The 26,055-nt window shown below is 68.3% G+C and carries 24 protein-coding genes and 1 riboswitch; of the genes, 15 read left to right on the forward strand and 9 right to left on the reverse strand.

Annotated features, from left to right (window positions below; all coding sequences use genetic code 11):
- Nucleotides 1-49: 49 nt before the first annotated feature.
- Entirely contained in the window at nt 50-451 is a 402-nt protein-coding gene (locus ASD82_RS06900; protein WP_056717106.1) for a YchJ family metal-binding protein, read from the forward strand.
- A gap of 3 nt (nt 452-454) precedes the next feature.
- Here the strand turns inward: ASD82_RS06900 and ligB are convergent, their stop codons facing one another.
- Together ligB and ASD82_RS06910 are read right to left on the reverse strand one after the other, a co-directional pair.
- Nucleotides 455-2,155 (reverse strand): NAD-dependent DNA ligase LigB, encoded by a 1,701-nt coding sequence (gene ligB / locus ASD82_RS06905; RefSeq protein ID WP_200950242.1) that lies wholly within the window; start codon nt 2,153-2,155, stop codon nt 455-457.
- Nucleotides 2,156-2,262: 107 nt separating this feature from the next.
- A complete protein-coding gene (locus ASD82_RS06910) occupies nt 2,263-3,036 on the reverse strand; it encodes an NRDE family protein (RefSeq protein WP_056717126.1) in 774 nt (257 codons plus the stop codon).
- Between the two features lie 16 nt (nt 3,037-3,052).
- Here ASD82_RS06910 and ASD82_RS06915 point away from each other — a divergent pair, with 16 nt between their 5' ends.
- The gene (locus ASD82_RS06915) at nt 3,053-4,348 is read left to right on the forward strand and encodes a peptidoglycan DD-metalloendopeptidase family protein (RefSeq protein WP_157599209.1); all 1,296 of its coding nucleotides are present in this window, start codon (nt 3,053-3,055) and stop codon (nt 4,346-4,348) included.
- A 131-nt stretch (nt 4,349-4,479) separates the two neighbouring features.
- Nucleotides 4,480-5,853 (forward strand): S41 family peptidase, encoded by a 1,374-nt coding sequence (locus ASD82_RS06920; RefSeq protein ID WP_056717108.1) that lies wholly within the window; start codon nt 4,480-4,482, stop codon nt 5,851-5,853.
- 101 nt (nt 5,854-5,954) lie between these two features.
- Here the strand turns inward: ASD82_RS06920 and rpoH are convergent, their stop codons facing one another.
- Nucleotides 5,955-6,818, reverse strand: a complete 864-nt coding sequence (rpoH, locus tag ASD82_RS06925) for an RNA polymerase sigma factor RpoH (protein WP_056717109.1) — start codon at nt 6,816-6,818, stop codon at nt 5,955-5,957.
- 289 nt (nt 6,819-7,107) lie between these two features.
- A riboswitch (TPP riboswitch) is annotated at nt 7,108-7,208 on the forward strand.
- 69 nt (nt 7,209-7,277) lie between these two features.
- On the opposite strand from rpoH, the gene thiC reads away from it, so the two are divergent.
- From thiC to thiD, 7 genes are read left to right on the forward strand one after another with little or no spacing between them, the layout of a single operon-like run.
- On the forward strand, nt 7,278-9,113 hold the full coding sequence (gene thiC / locus ASD82_RS06930) for a phosphomethylpyrimidine synthase ThiC (protein WP_056717110.1): 1,836 nt from the start codon (nt 7,278-7,280) through the stop codon (nt 9,111-9,113).
- 5 nt (nt 9,114-9,118) lie between these two features.
- Nucleotides 9,119-10,105 carry an FAD-dependent oxidoreductase gene (locus ASD82_RS06935; protein WP_056717111.1) on the forward strand — a complete coding sequence of 329 codons (987 nt, stop codon included), beginning with the start codon at nt 9,119-9,121 and terminating at the stop codon, nt 10,103-10,105.
- The gene (thiS, locus tag ASD82_RS06940; protein WP_056717112.1) at nt 10,090-10,287 is read left to right on the forward strand and encodes a sulfur carrier protein ThiS; all 198 of its coding nucleotides are present in this window, start codon (nt 10,090-10,092) and stop codon (nt 10,285-10,287) included. Before ASD82_RS06935 ends, thiS begins: the two co-directional genes overlap by 16 nt.
- Before the next feature lie 3 nt (nt 10,288-10,290).
- The gene (locus ASD82_RS06945) at nt 10,291-11,061 is read left to right on the forward strand and encodes a thiazole synthase (protein WP_056717113.1); all 771 of its coding nucleotides are present in this window, start codon (nt 10,291-10,293) and stop codon (nt 11,059-11,061) included.
- Nucleotides 11,058-11,666 carry a thiamine phosphate synthase gene (locus tag ASD82_RS06950; protein WP_056717128.1) on the forward strand — a complete coding sequence of 203 codons (609 nt, stop codon included), beginning with the start codon at nt 11,058-11,060 and terminating at the stop codon, nt 11,664-11,666. The genes ASD82_RS06945 and ASD82_RS06950 overlap by 4 nt, the downstream gene beginning before the upstream one ends.
- Complete coding sequence (locus ASD82_RS06955; RefSeq protein WP_056717129.1) at nt 11,663-12,649, forward strand: HesA/MoeB/ThiF family protein; 987 nt, start codon at nt 11,663-11,665, stop codon at nt 12,647-12,649. The genes ASD82_RS06950 and ASD82_RS06955 overlap by 4 nt, the downstream gene beginning before the upstream one ends.
- Entirely contained in the window at nt 12,646-13,479 is an 834-nt protein-coding gene (thiD, locus tag ASD82_RS06960) for a bifunctional hydroxymethylpyrimidine kinase/phosphomethylpyrimidine kinase (RefSeq protein ID WP_235580656.1), read from the forward strand. Before ASD82_RS06955 ends, thiD begins: the two co-directional genes overlap by 4 nt.
- Here thiD and ung read toward each other — a convergent pair.
- From ung to ASD82_RS06985, 5 genes are all read right to left on the reverse strand, one after another.
- Nucleotides 13,425-14,135 carry a uracil-DNA glycosylase gene (gene ung / locus ASD82_RS06965; protein ID WP_056717114.1) on the reverse strand — a complete coding sequence of 237 codons (711 nt, stop codon included), beginning with the start codon at nt 14,133-14,135 and terminating at the stop codon, nt 13,425-13,427. The genes thiD and ung overlap by 55 nt on opposite strands.
- The gene (locus ASD82_RS06970) at nt 14,132-14,974 is read right to left on the reverse strand and encodes a response regulator (RefSeq protein ID WP_056717115.1); all 843 of its coding nucleotides are present in this window, start codon (nt 14,972-14,974) and stop codon (nt 14,132-14,134) included. Before ASD82_RS06970 ends, ung begins: the two co-directional genes overlap by 4 nt.
- Before the next feature lie 129 nt (nt 14,975-15,103).
- Nucleotides 15,104-16,084: a permease-like cell division protein FtsX gene (gene ftsX, locus ASD82_RS06975; RefSeq protein ID WP_056717116.1), complete on the reverse strand. Its 981-nt coding sequence runs from the start codon at nt 16,082-16,084 to the stop codon at nt 15,104-15,106.
- On the reverse strand, nt 16,081-16,758 hold the full coding sequence (gene ftsE, locus ASD82_RS06980) for a cell division ATP-binding protein FtsE (RefSeq protein ID WP_056717117.1): 678 nt from the start codon (nt 16,756-16,758) through the stop codon (nt 16,081-16,083). Before ftsE ends, ftsX begins: the two co-directional genes overlap by 4 nt.
- 147 nt (nt 16,759-16,905) lie before the next feature.
- Nucleotides 16,906-18,657: a DEAD/DEAH box helicase gene (locus ASD82_RS06985; protein ID WP_056717118.1), complete on the reverse strand. Its 1,752-nt coding sequence runs from the start codon at nt 18,655-18,657 to the stop codon at nt 16,906-16,908.
- A 554-nt stretch (nt 18,658-19,211) separates the two neighbouring features.
- On the opposite strand from ASD82_RS06985, the gene trxA reads away from it, so the two are divergent.
- The 5 genes from trxA to ASD82_RS07010 all read left to right on the forward strand — a co-directional run bounded on the left by trxA (nt 19,212) and on the right by ASD82_RS07010 (nt 24,689).
- Nucleotides 19,212-19,538: a thioredoxin TrxA gene (gene trxA / locus ASD82_RS06990; RefSeq protein WP_007808139.1), complete on the forward strand. Its 327-nt coding sequence runs from the start codon at nt 19,212-19,214 to the stop codon at nt 19,536-19,538.
- Between the two features lie 187 nt (nt 19,539-19,725).
- Complete coding sequence (rho, locus tag ASD82_RS06995) at nt 19,726-21,561, forward strand: transcription termination factor Rho (protein ID WP_056717119.1); 1,836 nt, start codon at nt 19,726-19,728, stop codon at nt 21,559-21,561.
- 70 nt (nt 21,562-21,631) lie between these two features.
- On the forward strand, nt 21,632-22,711 hold the full coding sequence (locus tag ASD82_RS07000; protein ID WP_162253815.1) for an acyltransferase: 1,080 nt from the start codon (nt 21,632-21,634) through the stop codon (nt 22,709-22,711).
- A gap of 153 nt (nt 22,712-22,864) precedes the next feature.
- Nucleotides 22,865-24,232, forward strand: coding sequence for a glutamate--cysteine ligase (locus ASD82_RS07005; RefSeq protein WP_056717121.1), 1,368 nt, complete (start codon nt 22,865-22,867; stop codon nt 24,230-24,232).
- A gap of 76 nt (nt 24,233-24,308) precedes the next feature.
- Nucleotides 24,309-24,689 carry a tautomerase family protein gene (locus tag ASD82_RS07010; protein ID WP_056717122.1) on the forward strand — a complete coding sequence of 127 codons (381 nt, stop codon included), beginning with the start codon at nt 24,309-24,311 and terminating at the stop codon, nt 24,687-24,689.
- Between the two features lie 26 nt (nt 24,690-24,715).
- Here ASD82_RS07010 and pyrC read toward each other — a convergent pair whose 3' ends face one another.
- Nucleotides 24,716-25,768 (reverse strand): dihydroorotase, encoded by a 1,053-nt coding sequence (gene pyrC, locus ASD82_RS07015; protein WP_056717123.1) that lies wholly within the window; start codon nt 25,766-25,768, stop codon nt 24,716-24,718.
- Between the last annotated feature and the right edge of the window lie 287 nt (nt 25,769-26,055).

Genomic DNA, 26,055 nt, shown 5'->3' on the forward strand with positions numbered 1-26,055 from the left:
GCGCTGAGGCCCGCCTGCACGAATCCGCCGAACCGGGTACAAAGGCGGCATGAAGTCCATCGATACGTTGACCCCATGTCCCTGCGGCAACCCGGCCGGCTACGCCGCCTGTTGCGGATCGCTGCATGACGGCGGCGCCGCCACCAGCGCCGAGCAGTTGATGCGCTCGCGCTACAGCGCCTACGTGCTCAAGCGCGAGGACTACCTGCTGGCCAGCTGGCATCCCAACACCCGGCCGGACACGCTGCGACTGGCGGCGCAGCAACCGCCGCCCAGCTGGTTGGGGCTGGAGGTGCGGCAGGCCAAGCAGATCGATGACGAACATGCCGTGGTCGAGTTCGTGGCCCGCTACCGCCTGGGCGGCGGTCGCGCGCAACGCCAGCACGAGACGAGCCGCTTCGTGCGCATGGACGGCCGCTGGTACTACCTCGACGGCGAACTGAAGAGCTGACGCTCAGAAGCCCTGCACGCCCGCCGCGTGCAGCCGGGCGGCCTGCGCCCGCACGTCCGCGCAATCGAAGAACGCCACCAGCTGGTTCGCCCGCCCGGCGCCGATGCCGTCCAGTGCCTGCCAGTCACCGGCCGCGCGTGCGCTCATCGCCTGCCAGTCGGACAGGCCGCTGGCGATGCCCGCGGGCAGGCCGAGCGCACGCAGCCAGTGCGGGAACGGACGATCGCGGGCGGCGGCAAAGGCGCGGGCCAGCACCGCCGCGCGATCGGCGCCGATCCCTGGCACGGTCGCCAGCTGCGCGGGGGTGAGCCGCATCCAGTCCAGCAAGTCGTGGATCAGGCCGGCGTCGATCAATGCCTGCCAGGTGTCCTCGCCCACACCGTCCAGTTGCAGGCCCTGGCGACCGCCCAGCCAGACCAGCCGCGCACGGAACTGCTGTTGGCAACCCGGACCGGCCTGCCAGCAACTGAGCGGACCATGCCGGGCCGGATCGGGTGGCGTCACCGGCACACGCTGGCGCGCGCGCCAGACCACCGACTGCAGGCGCGGAATGGTCAGGCCGGCCAGCACCACCTCGACCTGGTCACCGGGACGGATGTCGAGTTCCTGCCAGCGTTTGAGCGAGCCCACGCTGACCCGCTGCACCCGATGATCGTCCAGTTGCACCGGCTCGAGTTCGAGCACCGGGGTGATGCGCCCGCTGCGGCCGATCGTGAAGTCCACCGCGTGCACCAGGGCCAGCGCCGACGCCGCCGGGTATTTCCAGGCCACCGCCCACGTCGGCGGCGAGGGCTGCCAGCTCGAGGCCGGCGGGCGATGGCCCTGGCGTACCACCGTGCCGTCGGCGGCGAACGGCATCGCGTGGCGATACCACTGTTCGCGCCAACGCTGCACCTCGTCCAGTGAGGTGACGGCATGCGTATAGGTCACGCTGTCGGCCAGCCCCATCGCCTGCAGCCCGGCCAGCCGCGCCGGCATGTCGGCCGGACCGCTGGGCCAGTCCCACACGAACAGGCCGATCTGCGCGGCGGTGTCCGCATCCAGCGTGTCGCGCGCCAACGCGCCGGCGACCGCCGAGCGCGCATTCGCCCCGCCGTCCCCGGTCTGCACGTGACCGGGAAGGCGCCAGTACAGTTCACCCTGCAACACCACGCGTTTCGGAGCATGCAGAAGCGTCTTCGGGATCGCCTCGATGCGCTGCGCCTTTTCCAGCCAGTCCGAGCCGTGCAGGCCATCGCCGCGGCTGGTCGCCTGGCGCAGATGGCCGTCCAGGTAAAGCAGGGTCACCGCCACGCCGTCGGCCTTCGGCTGCACCCACAGGTCGTGCCCGCCGCGCTGCTGCATCCACCTCGCCAGGGCCGCCGCGTCGGGCAACTTGGCCAGGCCGGTCTGCGCCACCGGCGAGCTTGCCGTGCCGCCGGCGTCGGCAAGCTGCGCCAGCGCCTGCGGCGCCTGCGAAGGAAAGCAGCGCGTCCATTGCGCCAGCCGCTGCTGCGACTGGTCGTAGACGGCGTCGTCGACCGGCGACTGGCCGCTGACCCGATAGGCACGATTCCAGCCATCCAGGCGATCGTGCAGCGCCAGCATCTCCTCGCGTGCCTGCGTCGGCGACCAGCCGGGGCAGTCGGTGGCCCGCGCCGCGCTTGCAGCCAGCACCAGCACCAGCACCAGCAACGCGATCATCAACAGCTTCCCTGCACGCATGCTTTGCTCCGTTCCGTGGACATTGCAGGCAGGCTAGCCGGCCCGCGGCCATGCCGGCAGTCGAGGATGCCGATGGCGCACGTAGGCGCGGGGCTTCTGGCCTGGGTTCAGCCCGGCGACGGGCTGGCGAAGTGCAGCGTCGTCTCGCCCTCGAAGCTTCCCAGCGGGCCGAACCGCCGCTCGACGATCACGCCCTTCCCGTCATGACCGATCGCCACCAGCGTGCTGGCGCGGGTGCCGTAGTGTTCGCCGCGGATGAAGGCCGACGACAGCCAGCGTTCGCGTTCCAGCCCCACCCCGGTATCCGGCAATTGCTCATCCGGTGCTTGCCGCTCGTCGGCCAGCGCCTCGAACAGCTCACCGAAATCCGCTTCGTCGCCTCTGTCGATCCACGCCTGCACTCGCCGCATCAGTGCGCGCGTCTTCGGCCACGGCGTGTTGAAGTCGGCGTTGGACAGGCCGTGCACGCCCGGCGTCACCGGCTGCATGCGCGGCTCGGGACGATTGCCCAGGTAGAACGCGGCATGCGGGTCGAAGGTCAGCAGGTTGAACGGCCGGTACTGCGCGCCGGCAGTCAGCATATGCTGCGCGTGGCGTGGCGCATCGACCTTGCCGGCAAGATAGTCGGTGATCAGCAGGCCCCGCGAAGCACCCCGCTGCGGGTCTGCCGGATCACGGACATTGGTCACCACGCCGCAGCGCCCGTCTTCGTTGACCCCCAACCAGGTGCCGCCGGCCTCGCGGTCGCGGCCGCCGATGATCGGCAGGTCGTCCCAGCGCGCCAGCGCGAGGCTCGGGCGCGCATGGAATTCGTCGCGGTTGCCGGCCAGCAGCAGGCGCCAGCGCGGGTGGCTTTTCCAGGCGAAAGCGATCAGGCACATCATCCGAATTTACGCCATGCGGGGCGGCGATCTCCAGCGACTCGTCGCCGGTTCGCCCACGGGCCGCCAGCTCGGCGATAATCGGGCCATGCCCATACGCCCTCGCGTCGCCCGTTCATTCGCCCCCCGCCTGCTTGGCGCCCTGCTGGCCTGGGGTGTGCTCCACTCCGCGGCGATCGCCCACCCGACCCAGGGCAGCAGCACCGAACAGGCCGCGGCGAAGAAGAAGCTGGCCGAGCTGCAGCAGAAGATGAAGGCGCTGGCGCAGCAGCAGGCCGACACCGCAGCCCGCCGTGACAGCGTCAATGCGGAACTGGCCAGGCAGGCCAATGCGCTGGCCAAGGCGGCGCGGATGGTGCGCCAGACGGACGCCGAACTGACCGCCAAGCAGGCCCAGCTCGAACAGCTGCAGCAGCAACGCGGCGTGCTGAACCAGAACCTGCACAGCCAGCGGGCCGCGATCGCCGATCTGCTGCGCGCCACCTATGCGCTGGGCCATGGCTCGGACCTGCGCCTGCTGCTGGGCGACGAGGACGTGGCGCGCATCGCGCGGGCGCTGGTGTACTCGAAGTATTTCCAGCAGGACCGCGTGCAGCGGGTGCAGAAGCTGATGGGCGACCTGGCCACCCTGCAACAGCTGGAAAGCTCGATCACCGCCGAGCAGCAGGCGTTGCAGGCGGTCAAGGCGAAGCGCGAACAGCAGGCCGCCGAGCTCGGCCAGCAGCGCGCCGCCCAGCAGAAGCTGGCCGCCGCCGCCGACGCCCAGTACAAGGACCAGGCGCAGAAGCTGACCGCCCTGAAGCAGAACGCGCAATCGCTGAACAACCTGCTCGACAAGTTGCAGAAGGCGATCGACGAGGCCGCCCGGCGCGCCGCCGCCGAACGCGCGGAAGCGGTGCGCAAGCACCCCGGGCGCAAGCCGCCACCGCCGATCGAGGTGGGCGGCGCCGCTGCCAACATCCGCGGCAACCTGCCATGGCCGGCCAGCGGCGTGGTCAACAGCTACGGCAACGGCGTGCTGATCAAGGCCGGCGGCGGCAGCGACATCCATGCGGTGGCGCGCGGCAAGGTGATCTACGCGGGCTTCCTGCGCGGCTACGGCATGTTGCTGATCGTCAACCATGGCAATGGCTGGATGAGCATGTACGGCAACAACGAAAGCCTGCTGCGCGACGTCGGCGACCAGGTCGAGGCCGGCCAGGTGATCGGCACCGCCAGCCCGCCCACCGGCATCAACACCGGCGTGTATTTCGAGTTGCGCAAGAACGGCAAGCCGGTCGACCCGCGCAGCTGGCTGAGCCAGCGCCGTTGACGCCGGCGCGACCCCGACGCAGGCTAGGCACGCCTGCGCTGAATTCCGCCGGGGTTTGGTTGTCCCAGTGGTTGCGCCCCTTTTCACCGCGTGCGAGCGCGTTGCCTGTCCGTTGTGCGGAGTCACCCTTCATGCGTCCAACCTCCCGTATCCCGCTCGCCCTGCTGCTGGCCACTCCGCTTGCGTTGGCGCTGCCGGCCAGCCACGCCCAGGACACGCCCGCCGGCAGCGCCAGCGTCGCCGCCCCGGTCGACCTGCCCGCCACCAGCAGCACGGCCACCAGTGCGCCGAGCGCGGTGGACCTCGATGACATCCGCAACTTCAGCCGGGTCTATGAGGTGGTGCGCCAGGCGTACGTGGAGAAGGTCGACGACAAGACCCTGATGAAGGCCGCGATCACCGGCATGCTGGCCGGGCTCGATCCGCACAGTGAATACCTGGACAAGGACGGCCTGACCCAGCTCAACGAGGACACCACCGGCGAATACAGCGGCCTGGGCATCGAGGTGCTGCAGGTCGACGGCGGCCTGCGCATCGTCTCGCCGATCGACGACACGCCGGCCGCGCGCGCGGGGATCAAGCCCGGCGACAACATCGTCAAGATCAACGGCACGCTGATCGATGCGCAGAACGTGGATGACATGTTCCGCCAGCTGCGCGGCAAGCCGGGCAGCAAGATCGAGCTGACTGTCGTGCATCCGAACAGCGACAAGTTGGTCGACCTGCAGCTGGTGCGCGAGAACATCTCGGTGAGCAGCATCAAGGTGCGCGAACTGGAACCCGGCTACGCCTATGTGCGGATCAGCCAGTTCCAGGAAGACACCGCCAGCGATCTCGAGCACAAGCTGGCCGAACTGATCAGGAAGAACGGCGCGCCCAAGGGCGCGGTGCTCGACCTGCGCAACAACCCGGGTGGCCTGCTCACTGCCGCGGTCGGCGTCAGCGACGACTTCCTCGACGCCGGCGTCATCGTCACCACCCGCGGCCGCCTGCAGGACGCCAACATGAGCTTCAAGGCGCACCCCGGCGACCAGCTCGATGGCGCCCCGCTGATCGTGCTGACCAACAACGGCACCGCATCGGCCGCCGAAATCGTCTCCGGCGCGCTGAAGGACAACCATCGCGCCCTGATCATGGGCCAGCGCACGTTCGGCAAGGGCGTGGTGCAAACCGTGCTGCCGCTGGACGCCGACCACGCCGTGAAGATCACCACCGCGCGCTACTACACACCGAACGGCACCTCGATCCAGGCCGAAGGGATCAAGCCCGACATCGCGCTGGCCGACCTCACCGTCAACAAGGCCGACAGCGGCCCGGTGCTGATCAGTTCGGAAGCCGACCTGCCCAACCATCTGGCCAACGAGAACGCGGCGACCGGCACCGACATCAACAACGACGGCAGCGCCGCCGATGCGAAACTGGCCACCAGCGACTACGCCCTGTCGCAGGCACTGAACGTGCTGAAGGGCATGGCGCTGCGCCAGCCCGCGGCGGTACGGCGCTAGACACACCGTCCACAATCGCGATCACGCATACGAAAACGGCCCCTCACGGGGCCGTCTTGCTGTCCACCCATTCCTGGGCGGACGTCGCTACGGGAATCGGATCATGCGGTGGCGAACAGCCCGCGCATCTTCTTCATCGCGTTCGCCTCGACCTGGCGGATGCGCTCGGCGGAAACGCCGTACTCGTCGGCCAGATCCTGCAGCGTGGCCTTGTTGTCGTCGTCCAGCCAGCGGCGCTGGATGATGTCGCGCGAACGCTTGTCCAGATGGCTCAGCGCATCGGTCAGCGTCTGCATCTGGTTGTCGGCGTAATCTTCGTCGGCCACGTTCTCGTACGGGTCGGCGCCGTCGTCGATCAGGAACGCCGCCGGAGCCGGCTTGGCGTCGTCATCGGCGTCGGCCGGAGCCTCGAAACCGATGTCGCGACCGGACAGGCGCGATTCCATCTCGCGCACCGTGGCCTCGGGCACGCCCAGATCCTTCGCCACCGTGCTGACTTCCGCCGCGTTCATCCAGCCCAGGCGCTTCTTGCTTTTGCGCAGGTTGAAGAACAGCTTGCGCTGCGCCTTGGTGGTGGCGACCTTCACGATGCGCCAGTTCTTCAGGATGAACTCATGCATCTCGGCACGAATCCAGTGCACCGCGAAGCTGACCAGGCGCACGCCCTGGTCGGGATCGAAACGCTTGACCGCCTTCATCAGGCCGATGTTGCCTTCCTGGATCAGGTCGGCCAGCTGCAGGCCGTAGCCGCTGTAGCCACGCGCCACGTGGACCACGAAACGCAGGTGCGACATCACCAGCTTCTTCGCGGCGCCCAGGTTGGCCTCTTCGAGGTAGTCGCGCGACAGCGCCTGCTCTTCTTCCGAGCTCAGCACGGGAATCCGATGGACCGCAGAGATATACGCATCCAGGCTGCCGACGACACTCGGCAGCGGGAAGTTGGCGGTCACCAAGGCTTGAGACATGGATGGAACCTCCTTCAATGACATCAAAGTTTAGCACTCGGGTGGTTGGAGTGCTAAGTCCGGCGTTTGGTTCCGGGCTTTTAATGAACCGAATGGTACAGATATTGAACTGGACTGTCCAGCCCTTTCTTTCCTTCGTCCCCAGCCTGGCCGGAGTTACGTCCACGACGCGTCGCGATCGACCCTAGGGGTTTCCCACGTCAGCATCGGAACGCGGTTCGCCCGCCGCCGCGAGTGCCAGAGGTCGTGCCATCCGCTTGACAGCCTTCGACCCCGCCGCCATCCTCCGGCGCATTCCGAGGGGTGCCCCGCAAGGGGCTGAGATAGCGCGAGCTGACCCTTGAACCTGATCCGGGTCATGCCGGCGTAGGAACGGGAATCACCATGGGCGGCCCCAGTCGGCGCGCCCGTGCGCCGTTGCAGCGTCACGCCCCGGATCTCCATCCAAGGAGGAGATCCATGAATCATCCCGCCGCTGCCGCACCCTCGACCGTCACCACCGGGCCAATCCGCGGCTCGCGCAAGGTCTACGTGACGCCGCCCGGGCATCCGTCGCTGCGCGTGCCGATGCGCGAGATCACGCTGAAGGACCCGCTGACGCCGACGCTGCAGGTCTACGATCCGTCCGGGCCGTACACCGACGACGACGCGCGGATCGATCTCGCCGCCGGCCTGCCGCCACTGCGCGACGCGTGGATCGCGGCGCGCGGCTTCGCGACCATCGAAGGCCGCGCCGCCCGCCCGGAAGACAACGGCGGGGTCGGCGCGGAACGGCTGGTGGCGCCGTGTCCCGCGCAGCGCACCTTGCGCATGGGCGGGCCGGGCCAGCCGGTGACCCAGCTGGAGTTCGCCCGCGCCGGCATCATCACCGAGGAAATGGTCTACGCGGCCCAGCGCGAGAATCTGGCGCGCACCCGGATGCACGAGGACGACGTCGCCCGGCTGGCCGATGGCGAGGCGTTCGGCGCGGCCCTGCCCGCCCTGGTCACGCCGGAGTTCGTACGCAGCGAGATCGCGCGGGGCCGCGCGATCCTCCCCGCCAACATCAACCATGGCGAGCTGGAGCCGATGGTGATCGGGCGCAACTTCCTGGTGAAGGTCAACGCGAACATCGGCAACTCGGCGGTGTCCTCCGGCGTCGCCGAAGAGGTCGAGAAACTGGTGTGGGCGATCCGCTGGGGCGCGGACACCATCATGGACCTCTCCACCGGCCGCCACATCCACAACATCCGCTCGTGGATCATCCGCAACTCGCCGGTGCCGATCGGCACCGTGCCGATCTACCAGGCGCTGGAGAAAGTCGGCGGCGATCCGGCCCGGCTGAACTGGGAGGTCTTCCGCGACACCCTGATCGAGCAGGCCGAGCAGGGCGTGGACTACTTCACCATCCATGCCGGCGTGCGCCTGCAGCACGTGCCGCTGACCGCGCAGCGGGTCACCGGCATCGTCTCGCGCGGCGGCTCGATCATGGCGCGCTGGTGCCTGAGCCATCACCGCGAGAGTTTCCTGTACGAACACTTCGCCGAGATCTGCCAGATCATGCGCCGCTACGACGTCGCCTTCTCGCTGGGCGACGGCCTGCGCCCCGGCTCGATCGCCGACGCCAACGACGCGGCCCAGTTCGCCGAGCTGGAAACCCTGGGCGAGCTGACCCGGATCGCGTGGGAACACGGCTGCCAGGTGATGATCGAAGGGCCCGGCCACGTGCCGATGCACAAGATCCGGCTCAACATGGACAAGCAGCTGCAGCACTGCGCCGAGGCGCCGTTTTACACGCTCGGCCCGCTGACCACCGACATCGCACCGGGCTACGACCACATCACCTCGGGCATCGGCGCGGCGATGATCGGCTGGTTCGGCACCGCGATGCTCTGCTATGTCACGCCGAAAGAACACCTCGGCCTGCCGAATCGCGACGACGTCAAGACCGGCGTCATCACCTACAAGATCGCCGCGCACGCCGCCGACCTCGCCAAAGGCCATCCGGCGGCACAGCGCCGCGACGACGCGCTGTCGCGCGCGCGCTTCGAATTCCGCTGGGAGGATCAGTTCAACCTGTCGCTCGACCCCGACACGGCACGCGCCTACCACGACGCCACGCTGCCGAAGGAAGCGCACAAGGTCGCGCATTTCTGCTCGATGTGCGGGCCGAAGTTCTGCTCGATGCAGATCACCCAGGATCTGCGCCGCGAAGTACGCGAGATGGAAGAAGCCGCGCTGCAGGCCAGTCTGGACGGCAAGTCGCGCGAGTTCGTCGAACGCGGCGCCACGCTCTACGTGCCGACCGGGGAGTAGCCGCCATGCGCATCGGCATCCTCGGCGCGGGCGTCGCCGGCCTGGTCGCGGCGATCGAGCTGGCCGAGCGCGGCGCCCGGGTGGAGATCATCGAGCGCGCGCCAGACCACGCGCAGGCCTGCGCGTGGGTCGCCGGCGGCATGCTGGCGCCGTGGTGCGAGCAGGCCACCGCCGAGCCGCAGGTGGCCGCGTTGGGCGCGCCCGCCATCGCGTGGTGGCGGCGCCATTTCGACGGGACCGTGCAGCGCGGCACGCTGGTCGTCGCGGCCAGCCGCGACGCCGGCGAGCTGACTCTGTTCGGCCGGCGTACCGAGCGCTTCGAACCGATCGATGCCGCGCGCATCGGCGCGCTGGAACCGGAACTGGCCGGGCGTTTCCGCAAGGCCTTGTTCTTCCCTGATGAAGCCCACCTCGATCCACGCCGCGCGCTGCCCGCGCTGGCCGCGCAACTGAAGGCCATGGGCGTGACGATCCGCCATGGCGTCGACGCCGATGCCGAACGCATCGCTGCGGACCAGGTACTCGACTGCCGTGGCCTTGCCGCGCGCGACACGCTGGAGGATCTGCGCGGCGTACGTGGCGAAATGATCGTCGTGCGCTCGCCCGACCTCCCGTTGTCGCGCCCGGTGCGCCTGCTGCATCCGCGCTTTGGGTTGTACGTGGTGCCGCGCGGCGACGGTGTCTTCATGCTCGGCGGCACGCTGCTGGAAAGCAGCAGCCGCGGCCCGGTCACCGTGCGTTCGGCGATGGACATGCTCAACGCCGCGTACGCGCTGCACCCGGCGTTCGGCGAGGCCGAGATCCTGGAACTGGGCGTGGGCCTGCGCCCGGCCTTCGCCGACAACCTGCCGCGCGTGCTCAGGCGCGGCCGCACCGTGTACCTCAACGGGCTTTACCGCCACGGCTTCCTGCTGGCGCCGGCGTTCGCCCGGCAGGCCGCGCAGATGATCCTTCCCACCCTCCCGGAAACCGCTTCATGCACATCACCGTGAACGGCGTCGCCCGCGCGATACGCGCCACCACCCTGGCGCAGGCGCTGGACGAACTTGATTACCACCAGGCCGTCGTCGCCACGGCCGTGAACGGCCGCTTCGTGGCGGCCAGCCAGCGCGACACGACCGCACTGGCCGAGGGCGACGCGCTGGAAATCCTCGCACCGATGCAGGGCGGCTGAGCCATGAATCTCTACGGCATCGAACTGGGCTCGCGCCTGTTGCTGGGCAGCGCGCGTTACCCCTCGCCGGCGATCCTCGCCGAAGCGGTGCGCGCCTCCGGTACCGAGGTGGTCACCGTGTCGCTGCGGCGCGAAGCGGGCACGCAGCGCAGCGGCCAGGACTTCTGGTCGCTGATCCGCGACCTCGGCGTGCGCGTGCTGCCGAACACCGCCGGCTGCCACTCGGCGAAGGAAGCGGTGACCACCGCCAGGATGGCGCGCGAGATCTTCCACACCGCCTGGATCAAGCTGGAGGTGATCGGCGATGCCGACACGCTGCAGCCCGACGTGTTCGGCCTGGTCGAGGCCGCGGCCGAACTGGCCGCCGACGGCTTCGAGGTGTTTCCGTACACCACCGAGGACCTGGTGGTGGCCGATCGTCTGCTGCAGGCCGGCTGCCGCGTGCTGATGCCGTGGGGCGCGCCGATCGGCAGCGGCCGCGGGCTCAACAATGTGTTCGGCCTGCGTGCGCTGCGCGCGCACTTCCCGGACGTGCCGCTGATCGTGGACGCCGGCATCGGCCGCCCGTCGCACGCGGTGCAGGCGATGGAGCTGGGCGTCGACGGCGTGCTGCTGAACACCGCGGTGGCCATGGCCGGCGATCCGGTGGCGATGGCCGGGGCGTTCGCACGGGCGATCGAGGCGGGCCGCGCCGGCTTCGAGGCGCAACCGATGGAGCCGCGCGATCTCGCCGTGCCCTCGACGCCGGTGGCAGGCACGGCGTGGCTGGCATGAACGCGTTCCCCGCGTTCTACCCGATCGTGGACAGCGCCGACTGGGTCGGTCGACTCGCCCCGCTCGGCGTCCGGCTGCTGCAGTTGCGCATCAAGGAACGGTCGCCGGCGCAGGTTCGTCATGAAGTGCGCGCGGCGCTGGCGGCCTGCCGCGCGCGGCAGGTGCAACTGGTGGTCAACGATCACTGGCAGATCGCGCTGGACGAAGGCGCCGACTTCATCCACCTCGGCCAGCAGGATCTGCTCGCGGCGGACCTGAAGGCGATCCGCGCGCGCGGCGCGAGGCTCGGCATCAGCACGCACGATCACGCCGAGCTGGAACAGGCGCTGGCGTTCGCCCCCGACTACGTTGCGCTGGGTCCGATCTATCCCACCACGCTCAAGGCGATGCCGTGGGCGCCGCAGGGTTTGCCGCGCATCGGTGAGTGGAAACGGCGGGTCGGCAGGCGGCCGCTGGTGGCGATCGGCGGCATCACGCTGGGGCGCGCCGCCGGTTGTTTCGACGCCGGCGCGGACAGCGTCGCCGTGGTCAGCGACGTGACCCGGCATCCCGAGCCGGCCATCCGCGTCGCGGAATGGATCGCTTCTACCGGCGCGCGCGCATGACCGACCGCTACGCGCGCCAGATCGTCCTGCCCGAAGTCGGCCCGAGCGGCCAGGCTCGACTCGCCGCGGCCCGCGTGCTGGTGGTCGGCGCCGGCGGCCTCGGCTGTCCCGTGTTGCACTACCTGGCCGCCGCCGGCATCGGCCGGCTGATCGTCGTTGACCCCGACCGCGTCGAAGAGAGCAACCTGCACCGGCAACCGCTGTACACGATGGCCGACATCGGCGCACGCAAGGTGGAAGCGGCGCGCGCTGCGCTGCTGCGCCTGAACCCGGACATCGCGGTGGAAGCGCTGGCGCAGCGGCTGACGCCAGGCAACGCGACGGCGCTGGTCGCCGCGGCCGACATCGTCGTCGATGCCGCGGACAGTCTCGCCGCCACCTACGTCCTGAGCGACGCCTGCCTGCAACAGCACACGCCCCTGATCAGCGCGTCGGCGGTCGGCCTGGCCGGCTACGTCGGCGGCTTCTGCGCCGGCGCGCCCAGCTACCGCGCGGTGTTTCCCGAGATGCCCGCACGCGCCGCCAGTTGCAGCAGCGCCGGCGTGCTGGGCAGCGTGGTCGGCCTGCTCGGCAGCCTGCAGGCGCAGTTCGTGCTGCAGTGGCTGCTGGGCATCGAGCCATCGCCGCTGGGCCGACTGACGAGTTTCGACGCCGGCCGGCTGGCGTTCGGCGGCTTCGATTTCCACCATGCCGGCGAACCCGAAGGCGAGGTGCTGCGCTTCATCGACGTCGACGAGGTCACGCCCCGCGACGTCGTGATCGATCTGCGCAGTCTTGACGAAGCGCCGACCTCCCCGCTGGCAAACGCCTTGCGCTGCAGCCCCGAACGCATCGCCGCGTTCGTCGCCGAACACCCGCCCACCGATTGCCGTGTCGTGCTGTGCTGCCAGAGCGGTTTGCGCGCATGGCGTGCCGCCCGACAGCTGCAATCCCGTGGCTACCGTCAGCTGGCGCTGGTGACGCTCGCCGGCCTGCCATCGTGACGCACAGAGGCGTGACGCCGGCAGCCAGCGTGCTCTCCATCGCCGGCTCCGACTCCTGCGGCGGCGCCGGCATCCAGGCCGACCTGAAGACCTTCGCCGCCTTCGGCGTCGACGGTGCTACCGCCGTGACTGCGGTCACCGCGCAGAACACCACGGGCATCCGCGCCGTACAGGCGATGTCCGCCGCGATGGTAAATGCGCAACTGGACGCCGTGTTCGACGAGATCGACGTCCGCGCCGTGAAGCTGGGCATGCTGGCCAACGCCGATATCGTCGCGGCCGTGGCCGGACAGCTGGAGCGCCGCCGCCCGCCCTTCGTGATCATCGACCCGGTGCTCATCGCCAGCTCGGGCACCCGACTGCTGGACGAGGGCGCGCTGCACCTGGTGCGCTCGCGCCTGCTGCCGCTGGCCGATTGCCTTGCGCCGAACCTGGCCGAAGCGGCCGCATTGCTCGGCACGACGTGTGCTCAAGGCGAGCCTGACATGGAGGCACAAGGCCGCGCCCTGCTCGCGATCGGATCGCGATCGGTGCTGATGAAAGGCGGCCATGCCGCGCTGGCGGAAGCGGTCGACCTGCTGATCACCGCCGAAGGCACGCAGCGCTTCGCCGCGCCGTGGATAGACACCCGCCGTCTGCACGGCACCGGCTGCATGCTCTCGGCGGGCATCGCGGCGGGCGTGGCCCGCGGCCATCCGCTGGCCGATGCCGTTGGTCGCGCGAAAGCCCATGTGCGAGCCGTGCTGATGGGTCGCCAGCACTGGCCGTCTTCATCTCAAGCGACGGGAAGCGAAGCCCGCGGCGGCAGCGACCAGTCGATCGGCGACTGACCGCGGCTTTCCAGATAGCGGTTGGCCGCGGAGAAGTGGCCGCAACCAAGGAAGCCCCGATGGGCCGACAGCGGCGAGGGGTGCACCGACTTCAGCACGCAGTGGCGAGTCGTGTCGATCAGCTGGCCCTTGCGCTGCGCGTAGCTGCCCCACAGCAGGAACACGATCCCTTCGCGCTCGCGGTTGAGCGCATCGATTGCCGCGTCGGTGAAACCTTCCCAGCCTTTGCCCTGGTGCGCGCCGGCGCGGCCCTCTTCCACCGTCAGCACGCTGTTGAGCAGCAGCACGCCGCGGTCGGCCCAGGGCGTCAGGCAGCCATGATCGGGGCGCGCGATGCCGAGGTCGCGCTGGATTTCCTTGAAGATGTTGTCCAGCGACGGCGGCACCCGCACGCCGGGGCGCACCGAGAAACACAGGCCGTGCGCCTGGCCGGGGCCGTGGTACGGGTCCTGGCCCAGGATCACCACCCGCACCGCCTCGAACGGCGTATGCGCGAACGCCGAAAACATCTCCGGCCCGGGCGGATAGATGCGCTTGCCGTGATGAATCTCGTCGCGCAGGAAGGCCGCCAGCGCCTGCATGTCCGGACGCTGCAGGTAGTCGCCGACGCGCGCGAGCCACGAGGGTTCCAGCCGGACCTTCGCCGCCTCGCTCATGCCTCGGCCGTGTGCTCGCGCAGGTGCCTGGCCACGCGCAACTGGAACAGCACCTTGGTGATCAGCAATTTTTCCTCGACCGGTTTCTCGACCAGGTCGTTGGCGCCGGACTTGATCAGCGCGGCCTGGTTGGCCGGGTTCTCGTCGCCGGTCATCACCAGCACCGGCAGTCGGCCCTTGCCGTAACCGAACTCGTTGCGGATGTGCTCGAGCAGGTCGCCACCGGTCAGTTCGCCCTTCAGGCTGACGTCGGTCAGCACCACGTCGGCGCCCACCTCGCCCTGCGCGCGCGAGGTTTCCATCAGTGCCAGCGCATCTTCCACGCTGACCACGTGACGCACGGTAAGACCGACCTTCTCCAGCATGCGACGGGTGGCCAGTGCCACCACGCGGCTGTCCTCGACGTACAGCACCACGCCCTCGGCGCTGGCGTCCGGGCTCACGTAGCCGCGGATGAATTCCGCCAGCGCCTGGAAGCCCAGCGACTTGTCGAAATAGTCGGTGACGTGCTCGCCCAGCGAGCGGCTGTGCAGGCGTCCCTCGACGTCACCGGAAACCACCACGATCGGCACATAGGTCTGCGGCGCCGACTCGCGCACGAAACGCGCCAGTTCCAGTCCGTCCATGTCGGGCAGCCGCAGCGCGATGGTGATGAAATCGAACACGCCCTCGCCCAGCACCTGCTGTGCCTCGGCGCCGCTGCCGCAACCGACCACCTCGACCCCGGGCAGCTCGGCCTGCAGCACCCGGGTGATCAACTGCCGCACCACGCGCGAACCGTCGACCACCAGCACCCGCGGTGCGTCGGTGAGCAGACGGCTGCTGATCTTCGTACTCATTGCTTGGCTCATCCACTTGACCCGTGGCCATCCCCGACCAGAGAACCTGCAAGCGCATCCCCTGCACAAGCCTGAAAGCGCATAGTGCACCGAATGCCGCCCCCGGCGCTGCGATTCACGTCACCGCTCCTAGCCCGCCTTGCGCAATTGCCAGGCACTGACCAGGCGCGCGCCGAGCCAGCCCAGCGCCGCGGCAACCAGCGGCACCGCCAGCAGCAACCACGCCGGCAGGCCGCCGACCTGCAGCTTGCCGTCATACGCGTGGCTCAATTGGGCCACCGGCGCGGCCAGCGTCCATTCGATCAGCACCGCCACGCAGGCGGCCAGCACGCCGCTGAACAGGCCGTACCAGATTCCCGCATACAGATACGGCCGCCGGATGAAGGCACCGCTGGCGCCGACCAGCAGCAGCACGCCGATCTCCTCGCTGCGACTGGCGATGTCCACTCGCACCGTGTTGCCCACCACCAGCAGGGCGGCCAGGGCCAGCAGCGAGGCCAGCACCAGCACCACGCGATTGCCCACGCCGAGCAGCGCGTCCAGGCGCTGGCGCCAGGTTCCGCTGTCCTGCACCAGTTCGACGCCGCGCATGCCGCGCACGTCGACCACCAGCTGTTCCAGCGCCTGCGCCGTGGTGCCGTCGCGCGGCTGCAGTTGCAGCACGTAGGGCAGCGGGTTGTCGTCCAGCGTCTGCAGCGCGCCGGAGAAACCCTGCATCTTCGCCAGTTCGTCCATGCCCTGCTGCGGCGTCTTCACGCTGACCGCGGCCAGCTCGGGCCGGTCGCCGATCTGTTTCGCCAGCAGCTGTGCCTGCGAGGCGCCCTGCCCCGGCTGCAGGAACACGCTGATCGACTGGCTCTGGCCCAGCGCCTGGCCGAGCTGCTGCACGTTGCCCAGCAGCAGGTAGAACGCCAGCGGCAAGGCCAGCGCCAGCCCCATCACGGCGATCGTCAGCAGGCTGCCGAGCGGGCGCGATGCCAGCCGGCGCAGGCTGGAGCCGGCACTCCAGCGATGGTGTTCCTGCCAGCTGCCGAAGCGACTGCCGCGGCTGTGGCCGTTGCGCTGCGGCGCATCCGCCGCCACCCGCACGGATTCGGAAGACTCGCTCACAACACCTCCTGCGCCGCCAGGTCCGCGACCAGCCGGCCATGGTCCAGCACGATCACCCGCTTCTTCATGCGCTTGATCAGCGGCAGGTCGTGGCTGGCGATCAGCACGGTGGTGCCGACCTGCTGGAATTCGTCGAACAGGCCCATGATTTCCACCGCCAGTTGCGGATCGAGGTTGCCGGTGGGTTCGTCGGCGATCAGCAGGCTGGGTCGCGCCACGATGGCGCGGGCGATGCCGACGCGCTGCTGCTCGCCGGTGGACAGCGTGGCCGGCAGCTGCCGTTCGTAGGCGAGCAGGCCGACCTTCTCCAGCGCCGCGCGCACCCGTCGCGCACGCTCGGGCCGGGCGATGCCGCCGATCACCAGCGGCAACTCGACGTTGGCGAACACGCTGCGATCGAGCAGCAGGCGATGATCCTGGAACACCATGCCCAGGTGCCGGCGCCACTTCGGTATGCCGCTGTGGCGGATCTTCGCCAGGCTCTTGCCGTCCACGCTGATCGTGCCGTGCGATGGCCGTTCGATCAGCCCCAGCAGTTTCAGCAAGGTGCTCTTGCCGGCACCGGAATGTCCGGTGACGAAGGCCATCTCGCCCGTGGGCACCTCGAACGACAACTGCGAGAGCGCCTCGTGGCCGCCCTCGTAGCGTTTGCTGACCTGGTCGAATTGGATCACCGAGCGTCCCCGAGCCTGCGTTGCTTCGTATCAACCGCAAGGATAAGGGATGCCGGCACCAAGATGACGTCTTGCCACGCCGATCCGCCGCGGTTGATTCAGACGCGGCGGATCGGGAGCGGGCCGTCGGCCCGCCCCGGTCGGGCTTCAGCGGCCGGTGAACAATTTCGTCAGGCGGCGGAACAGGCCCGGCTTCTGCGGATGGGCCTGCTCGACGGCCTTGCCCGAGGTCACCGCCACCTGGCGCGAGGGCCGGCTGTGCGCGGGACTCTCGGTGGGCTGGGTGACGTTGCGCTCGCGCGGCGGGCGACGCTCGCCACGCGGGGCGCGGTTGCCCTCGGCGACGGCGCCGGTCTGGCCGTTCGTGGCCACGCCGTCGGCCGGCGCACCTTCACGGCGACGATTGCGGCCACCACGACGACGGCGCGGCTTGCGCGCGCCTTCGGCGGTGACGCTGCCGTCGGCACCAGCGACCGCCTCGGTCCTGTGCACGGCCACGGCCACTGGCTGCTCGCTGGCGACGGCCGTCTCGGTGGCGGGCTTGCGCTCGCGCGGCGGCCGCGACGCGCCGCCGCTGCGGGGACCGCGGCCACGCTCGCCGCCACGGCTGGAATCACTGCCGCGACGCGGCTTCTCGCCCGGACGCGGCGGCACCACGTCGCCGAACTCGGCGCTGTCGGCAGCGGCATTCGCGGCAAACTCGGCATCGACCGCGCGCGGCTTCGGCATCACCAGCAGGTCGGGGTCCATCGATGCGACGGGAATGCTCTGCCCGATATACGTCTCGATATCCGGCAGCGACATCGCGTACAGGTCGCAGGCGAAGCTGATCGCATCGCCCTCGGCACCGAGCCGGGCGGTGCGGCCGATGCGGTGCACGTAATCCTCGGCGTCGTGCGGCAGGTCGTAGTTGAACACGTGGCTGACCGCCGGGATGTGCAGGCCGCGGGCGGCCACGTCGGTGGCGACCAGGATGTCCAGCTGGCCTTCCTGGAAACGCTGCAGCAGCTTCTGCCGCTTCAGCTGCGGCACGTCGCCGGAGATCGCGCCGACGCGGCAGCCGTGGCGCTTCACCCGCTCGGTGATCCGTTCGGCGGCCGCCTTGGTGTTGACGAAGATGATGCTGCGGGCGGGCTGGTGCCTGTCGATCAGGTTCAGCAGCAGCGGCATCTTTTCTTCCTTGGCCGGGAAGTAGACGACCTGGCGCACCTTGTCGGCGGTGACGTTGTCGCTTTCCACCACCAGCTTCTCGGCCTCGTGCATGTGCTCGTAGGCCAGCTCCAGCACGCGATGGCTCAAGGTGGCGGAGAACAGCAGCACCTGGCGCTGCTCGCGCGGCGGCAGCTTGCGGAAGATGAAGCGCACGTCCTTGATGAAGCCGAGGTCGAACATGCGGTCCGCCTCGTCGATCACCATCACCTCGACGCTGTTGAGGTTGAACACGCCCTGCTTGTGGTAGTCGAGCATGCGGCCCGGGGTGGCGATGATGATGTCGCAACCGTCCTTCAGCTGCTGGCGCTGCTTGTCGTAGTCGACGCCGCCGTAGATCAGCGCGGTCTTCAGGCCGGTGTGCTGGCCGATGTTGCGCGCATCCTTGTCGATCTGGATCGCCAGTTCGCGGGTGGGCGCGATGATCAGCGCACGCGGGTCGCTGTCCTTGCGGTCGGCCACGGCGGGCGTGGTCAGCAGGCGGTTCATCAGTGCGACCAGGAAGGCGCAGGTCTTGCCGGTGCCGGTCTGCGCCTGGCCGGCGACGTCGCGACCGGCCAGCGCCAGCGGCAGAGTCATTTCCTGGATCGGCGTGCAGCGGGTGAAGCCGCTGTCGTCCAGGCCCTGCTGCAGCAGCGGATGAAGATCGAAGTTGGTGAAGAAGGTTTCGGTGAGTACGGTTTGGGACATATGGGGAATTCGGGACCTTGGCCTGACGGCGGCGTGATGCGCTGCACCCGTTTCGGCGGCCGAACCTCGGCGCGAAACGGTGCAGGACGGGGTGCGCGATGCGCAGCGAAGCGTTCAATCGTCAGGGTCAACAAGCTGGCGACGCGGAGGAGTCTGCTGGGCAGAGTGCCAGCGGCTGCGACTACGCAGATTTGGTCAACTTTCCCTCTCCCTTTCGTTGAACAGCCGCGGCTGTTCGCCTCGAACGATCGGAAAACCTGGCCAAATCTGCATTGCCTTGCTCGCTGGACCTCTGCCATCCAGATCCCTGCGACGCCGTCTTTGCCGGCGGTCTGACGGGCGGCCTGGAAGGCCACCCTTGAATCGTGCCCGGAGTTGCGCTGGAATGAAGATCTGCCGCCCCGGCAAGACCTGTTTCCGGCTCAACCCGCGCTTCGTGGGCGCCTGAGTGTAGCCGATGACGGCCCCGCCCGTCGTCACTCCTTGTTTTTCCGCCCCGACCACCCCATTGTTTTCGGCCTGCCAGTTCTGGCCCCCTGCCACGGAGATCCCCGGTGAGCGACCTGATTACCCATGTGAACGACGACGCCTTCGAAGAGCAGGTGCTCAAGTCCGAAACCCCCGTGCTGCTGGATTTCTGGGCGGAATGGTGCGGCCCGTGCAAGGCCATCGCGCCGATGCTGGACGAGCTGGCCAGCCAGTACGAAGGCAAGCTGCGCATCGTCAAGGTCAACATCGACCAGAACCAGCAGACCCCGCGCACCTACGGCGTGCGCGGCATCCCGACCCTGATGGTGTTCAAGAACGGCAAGGTCGAGGCGACCCAGATCGGCGCCGTCAGCAAGGGTCAGCTGACCCAGATGATCGACAAGGCCATCTGAGCCACCCGTTGCAGATCCGTCATCCGCAGCCTGTCCGGCACAGCCCGGCAGGCTCGCGAGGCTTTACGCCGAACCACGACGGGTGCTAGATTCCTCGCGTCCGTCGGGACAGTCCTGTCCCCTTGCGCCCTCCGCGCGACGCACACCCTCCCTCCTGTAATTCAACGGCGCCCCGCGAGGATTGCCCGTGTCCGATACCGATAACAAAATTCCGAACGACGCCAAAAGTGTCGACCCCAGGCCCGTGGTCGAGGGCAAGTCCGAGCCGCGCGCCCGCGCGCCCCGACGCAGCGCAGCGGCGATTGCCGCGGCGAACGCCGAGAAGGCTGCCGGCGGCGAAAAGGCCGCAGCGCCAGCGCCTGCTCCGGCGCCTGTTCCCGCACCCGCACCAGCACCCGCACCTGCCCAGGCGAGCCTGCCGATGACCACGACCGAGCCTGCCGCGCCGCGCGCAGCGCAGGAACCGCGCGACAACGCCGGCCAGCAGAACGGCCAGCAGAATGCGCCATCGTCGAACCCGAACCAGGCCGCGAACCAGGGCGGACCGAACCCGGCGCCGGCGCCCGGCGCCAACCCGAATCCGAATGGTGGCCAGAACAATGGCGCCCGCGAAGGTCGTGGCCGCCGCCGGCGCAACGAACGCGGTGACCGCGGCGAGCGCAGCAACCAGCAACAGGGCCGCCCGCAGAACCATCCGCGCCCGAACCCGAACGGCCTGCCGGTGGATGACGACAACGCCGATCCGGGCAGCGACAGCCGCCTGATCAACCTCACCGAACTCAAGCGCATGCGCGCGCCGCAGCTGCTGGAGTTCGCCGAGTCGCTGGGCGTGCACGAAGGCGTCGCCCGCGCCCGCAAGCAGGACGTGATCTTCAACGTGCTCAAGGCGCACGCCCGCTCCGGCGGCGGCATCTGGGCCGAAGGCGTGCTGGAAATCCTGCAGGACGGCTTCGGCTTCCTGCGCTCGGCTGACGAGTCGTACCTGGCCGGCCCCGACGACATCTACGTGTCGCCCAGCCAGATCCGCCGCTTCAACCTGCGCACCGGCGATTACATCACCGGTCGCGTGCGCCACCCGAAGGAAGGCGAACGCTACTTCGCCATGCTGCGCGTCGACGACATCAACGGCGATCCGCCGGAGGCGTCGAAGAACAAGATGTTGTTCGAGAACCTCACCCCGCTGTTCCCGCGCAAGGCGTTCAAGCTGGAGCGCGGCAACGGATCGAGCGAGGACATCACCGGCCGCATCCTCGACCTGATCGCACCGATCGGCAAGGGCCAGCGCGGCCTGATCGTCTCCCAGCCGAAATCCGGCAAGACGATGATGCTGCAGAACATCGCCCAGGCGATCCAGTACAACCATCCCGAATCGCACCTGATCATGCTGCTGATCGACGAGCGTCCGGAGGAAGTCACCGAGATCGCCCGCACCGTGCGCGCAGAGGTCATCAGCTCCACCTTCGACGAGCCGGCCGTGCGCCACGTGCAGGTCGCCGAAATGGTGATCGAGCGGGCCAAGCGCCTGGTCGAGCACAAGAAGGACGTGATCATCCTGCTCGACTCGATCACCCGTCTGGCGCGCGCCTACAACACCGTGATCCCCAGCTCTGGCAAGGTGCTCACCGGCGGCGTGGACGCGAACGCGCTGCAGCGCCCGAAGCGCTTCTTCGGTGCCGCGCGCAACGTCGAGGAAGGCGGCAGCCTGACCATCATCGCCACCGCGCTGACCGAAACCGGCAGCAAGATGGACGAGGTAATCTACGAGGAGTTCAAGGGCACCGGCAACATGGAAGTGCACCTGTCCCGCCGCATCTCCGAGAAGCGCGTCTACCCGGCGATCGACATCAACCGCTCCGGCACCCGCCGCGAGGACCTGCTGATCGAGCCGGACATGCTGGCCAAGATCTGGATCCTGCGCAAACTGCTGCACCCGATGGACGAATTGAGCGCGATGGAATTCATGCTCGACAAGATGAAGAACACCAAGTCCAACGACGAGTTCTTCAATTCCATGAAGCGCTGAAGAACAGGGCCGGCCATGCCGGCCCTGTTTGTTCGTGGCGATGCTTCGGGCGATGCGCGGAGTCATCGGCATGGCGGCGAAAAGGATCTTCGTGATCAATCTCCCTCGTCCTTCGCCCTCCGGCGGACATGCCAACAATTTCGACGGGCTGCGGCTGGTCGCCTCGCTGATGGTGCTGGCCTCGCACCAGTTCGTGCTGCTTGGCCTGCATGAGGCCACCCTGGCCGAGGGCATGACGCTCGGCTCGATCGCGGTCGCGATGTTCTTCACCATGAGCGGCTACCTGGTCACCGAGAGCTGGTACCACGACCCGCACATCATGCGTTTCGCCATGCGCCGGTTCCTGCGCATCTGGCCTGCGCTGATCGTCGCCACGCTGGTCATCGTGGTCGCCGCAGCCGCGCTCACCACCTTGCCGCTGCACGACTATTTCGGTCGCGAGACCCGCCGCTTCATCACCTTCAATGCCCAGTTGCGCGCCTACTACACGCTGCCGGGGGTATTCGCCACGGCGCCGGCCAACGCGATCCTGTCGGCGGTCAATGGCAGCTGGTGGACGATACCCCTGGAGGCGAAATGCTATGCCTATGTCGCCGTGCTCGGCGCCATCGGCCTGCGCCGGAGGATCTTCAGCCTGCTCGCGCTGCTCGTGGTCGCGGTGATGTACGCCAAGACGCTGCCCGGGCACTCCCGTGGCAACAGCTTCGAGAACCTCTGCTACTTCTACACGGCGTTCTTCTTGGGCGGCGTCTGCGCGCGCCAGTTCGTCGTCGAGATCAGCCGGCGGCGTCTGGCCGTGGCGGCCGCCCTGGCAACCTGCCTGCTGGCCGCTGCCCTGCTGCAGCACGCACGACTGGCGCAATGGGCGGTGCTGGTGCCGTTCACCCTGTGGTTCGGACAGCAAAGCACGCCGGGACTGCGTTCGGCGGCCCGCTTCGGCGACCTGTCCTACGGCGCCTACCTGTACGCCTACTTCGTGCAACAGCTCAGCGTGCACCTTTGGCCGGTGGCGCCTTCGTATTTGGCCACGGCAACAGTGGCAGCCACCGTCACGCTGCTTGTCGCATGGTGCTCGTGGCATGCGGTGGAGGCCCCGGCGCTGGCGCTGAAACGGCGACTTCGCGCCTGGTTTCCCGACTTCGCCCACTGACGATGCGGCGCGAGTCGGCGCACCTGATCCAGCGCAAGGCGTCCCCGGCCGCGTGATGTTCCAATGTCCCGTCGGCCGCGCGTGCCACCAGCCCCCCTTTTCGTCGACATGCGTCGCCCCCATAGTGTCGGCTCCCCCAGCGAGGCCTTGCCCGTGTCCATACCCAGTGCCGTGAAGAGCATCCCGATTGCGGGTCGCCAGCAGCTTGCGGATTACCTTGCGGCGGGCGAGAAGCCGCGCGAAGCCTGGCGCATCGGCACCGAGCACGAGAAGTTCGGTTTCCGCACCGACGACCTGCGCCCGCCCACCTTCGAGGGCGATCGCGGCATCAAGATCCTGCTGGAGACGCTGGCCACCCGTTACGGCTGGGACGTGGCGCGCGAGGGCGAGAACCCGGTCGCGTTGTCACGCAACGGCGCCTCGATCACGCTGGAGCCGGCCGGCCAGCTGGAACTCTCCGGCGCGATGCTGGAGACGATCCACCAGACCTGTTGCGAGGTGAACTCGCATCTGAAGGACGTGCGCTCGGTCGCCGACGAACTCGGCCTCGGCTTCCTCGGCATGGGCTTCCAGCCGAAGTGGCGCCGCGACGAGATGCCGTGGATGCCCAAGGGCCGCTACAAGATCATGCGCGAATACATGCCCAAGGTCGGCTCGCTGGGCCTGGACATGATGACGCGCACCTGCACGGTGCAGGTGAACCTGGACTTCTCGTCCGAAGCGGACATGATCAAGAAGTTCCGCACCAGCCTCGCGCTGCAGCCGATCGCCACCGCGCTGTTTGCCGACTCGCCGTTTACCGAAGGACGTCCAAACGGCTATCTGTCGTATCGCTCGCACATCTGGACCGATACCGACAAGGATCGCACCGGCATGCTCGACTTCGTCTTCGCCGACGGTTTCGGTTACGAACGCTACGTCGATTACATCCTCGACGTGCCGATGTACTTCAGCCTGCAGAACGGCCAGTACCTCGACCTCGCCGGCCAGGATTTCAAGAAGTTCATGACCGGCGAACTGGCCGCCCTGCCCGGCACGCACGCCACCATGAAGGACTTCGCCGACCACCTCACCACGGCCTTCCCGGAAGTGCGCCTGAAGCAGTACCTGGAAATGCGCGGCGCCGACGGCGGCCCGTGGAATCGCCTGTGCGCCTTGCCCGCGTTCTGGGTCGGCCTGCTGTACGACCAGGAAGCGCTGGACGCCGCCTGGGACCTGGTCAAGGACTTTTCCCCGGCAGAGCGCCACGCCCTGCGCGACGGCGTGCCCAAGCACGCGCTGAAGCTGCCATTCCGCGGCGGCACGGTGCGCGACCTGGCCGAGGAAGCCCTGAAGATCGCCGCCCACGGCCTCAAGCGCCGCGCCCGCTTGAACAAGAACGGTGCCGACGAAAGCATCTTCCTCGAACCGCTGATCGAAATCGTGCAGGCCAACCAGACCCCGGCCGAACGCAAGCTCGAACTGTTCCACGGCGCATGGAACGGCAGCGTCGACCCGGTGTTCCGCGAGTTCGCCTACTGAATCACCGACGACATCACAGGCTGAGGTTCGCTGCGTTCAGCCTGACCGTGCCATGCCCGTCTCCACGGAGGAACCCATGCCCCTCGTCCGTATCGCCCTGCGTCGTGGCAAGTCGCCCGCACAGCTAGCCGCCCTGCGCAATGGCATCTACCAGGCCATGCGCGAAACCTTCAACGTGCCGGAAGACGACCGCTTCATCCTGGTCAACCAGCATGACGCGGACGAATTCGATTACGACCCGAACTACCTCGGCATCGCCCGCAGCGACGACCTGGTGATCGTGCAGATCACCTGCAACCAGGGCCGCACGGTGGAGCAGAAGCAGGCGCTGTACCGGAGCATCGCGGAGAAATTCTCCGCCGATCCTGGCCTGCGCCCGGAAGACGTGTTCATCAACCTGGTCGAGGTGGCGAAGGAGAACTGGTCGTTCGGCAACGGGATCGCGCAGTACGCGTAATGTTCGCTGCCGGCGGAAAGATCCACTCAGCGTGGCGTCGTTCCCACCACTGACCAGGCGACTGATTCGCCTGCCCGCATCGGTTTGCAGGTGGAACCGGCCAGCGGGTATTCGTCTGGCACGGTCCATGGCATGCGTTCGAGCACGACCCGGTCCGTGTTGCGCGGCAGGCGATAGAAATCCGGGCCGTGGAAACTGGCGAACGCCTCCAACTGCTCCAGCCGACCCGCCTGTTCGAATGCCTCGGCGTACAGCTCCAGCGCCGCATGCGCCGTGTACAAGCCGGCGCAGCCGCAACCCGTCTCCTTCGCCTCGCGCGGATGCGGCGCGCTGTCCGTGCCGAGGAAAAAGTACGGATCGCCGCTGGTGGCCGCCTGCAGCAGGGCCGCGCGATGCGTCTCGCGCTTGAGGATCGGCGCACAGTAATTGTGCGGGCGGATGCCGCCTTCGAACAACGCATTGCGATTGAGCAACAGGTGATGCGCGGTGATCGTGGCCGCCACGTTGCTCGGCGCGTTGCTGACGAACTCGGCTGCATCGCGGGTGGTGATGTGTTCCAGCACCATGCGCAGCGCGGGGAAGCGCTCGCGCAGCGGCAACAGGTGACGCTCGATGAACACCCGCTCGCGATCGAAGATGTCGATATCCGGATCGGTGACCTCACCATGCAGCAGCAGCGGCAGATCGTGTTCCTGCATCGCCTCGATCACGTTGTAGACCCGCGACAACTCGCGCACACCGGAATCGGAATTGGTGGTGGCGCCGGCCGGGTAATACTTCACCGCAAACACGCTGTCGCTGGCCCTGGCCCGCGCGATCTCCTCGACCGGGGTGTTCTCGGTGAGGTACAGCGTCATCAGCGGCTGGAAGCTTGAGCCTTTCGGCAGATTGGACAGGATGCGGCGACGGTAGTCTTCGGCCTGGGCCACCGTGGTCACCGGTGGCTTCAGGTTCGGCATCACGATGGCGCGGGCGAAACGTTCGGCGGTGTGGCCGATCACCGAGGCCAGCGCTTCGCCGTCGCGAAGGTGGAGGTGCCAGTCGTCGGGGCGGTTGATTTCCAGGCGGGTTGGCGTCATGGCTGGCGGACTCGGCTTTGCTGTCAGAGGGGTAATGGTATCGCGCGGGCGCGATTGGGGCTTTCGCCGCAACTGATCGTCGTTCAAAAGCAGAGCTTTCGTCCTCCTGCGGAGGGCGAGTTACTTGCTCTTTTGCTTGTCCAAAAGAGAAGTAACCAAGAGAAAACGACACCCCGCTTCCGCGCCTTGCGGACCTCCTGTCCGCAAGGTTCGCGTGCGGGTTACGGGGTTTGTCGACAGGGCATCCTGCCCTGACGCCAAACTGACCGGCATCCATGCCGGTCACC

It is taken from the genome of Rhodanobacter sp. Root179, from assembly GCF_001428465.1.
Lineage (GTDB): Bacteria > Pseudomonadota > Gammaproteobacteria > Xanthomonadales > Rhodanobacteraceae > Rhodanobacter.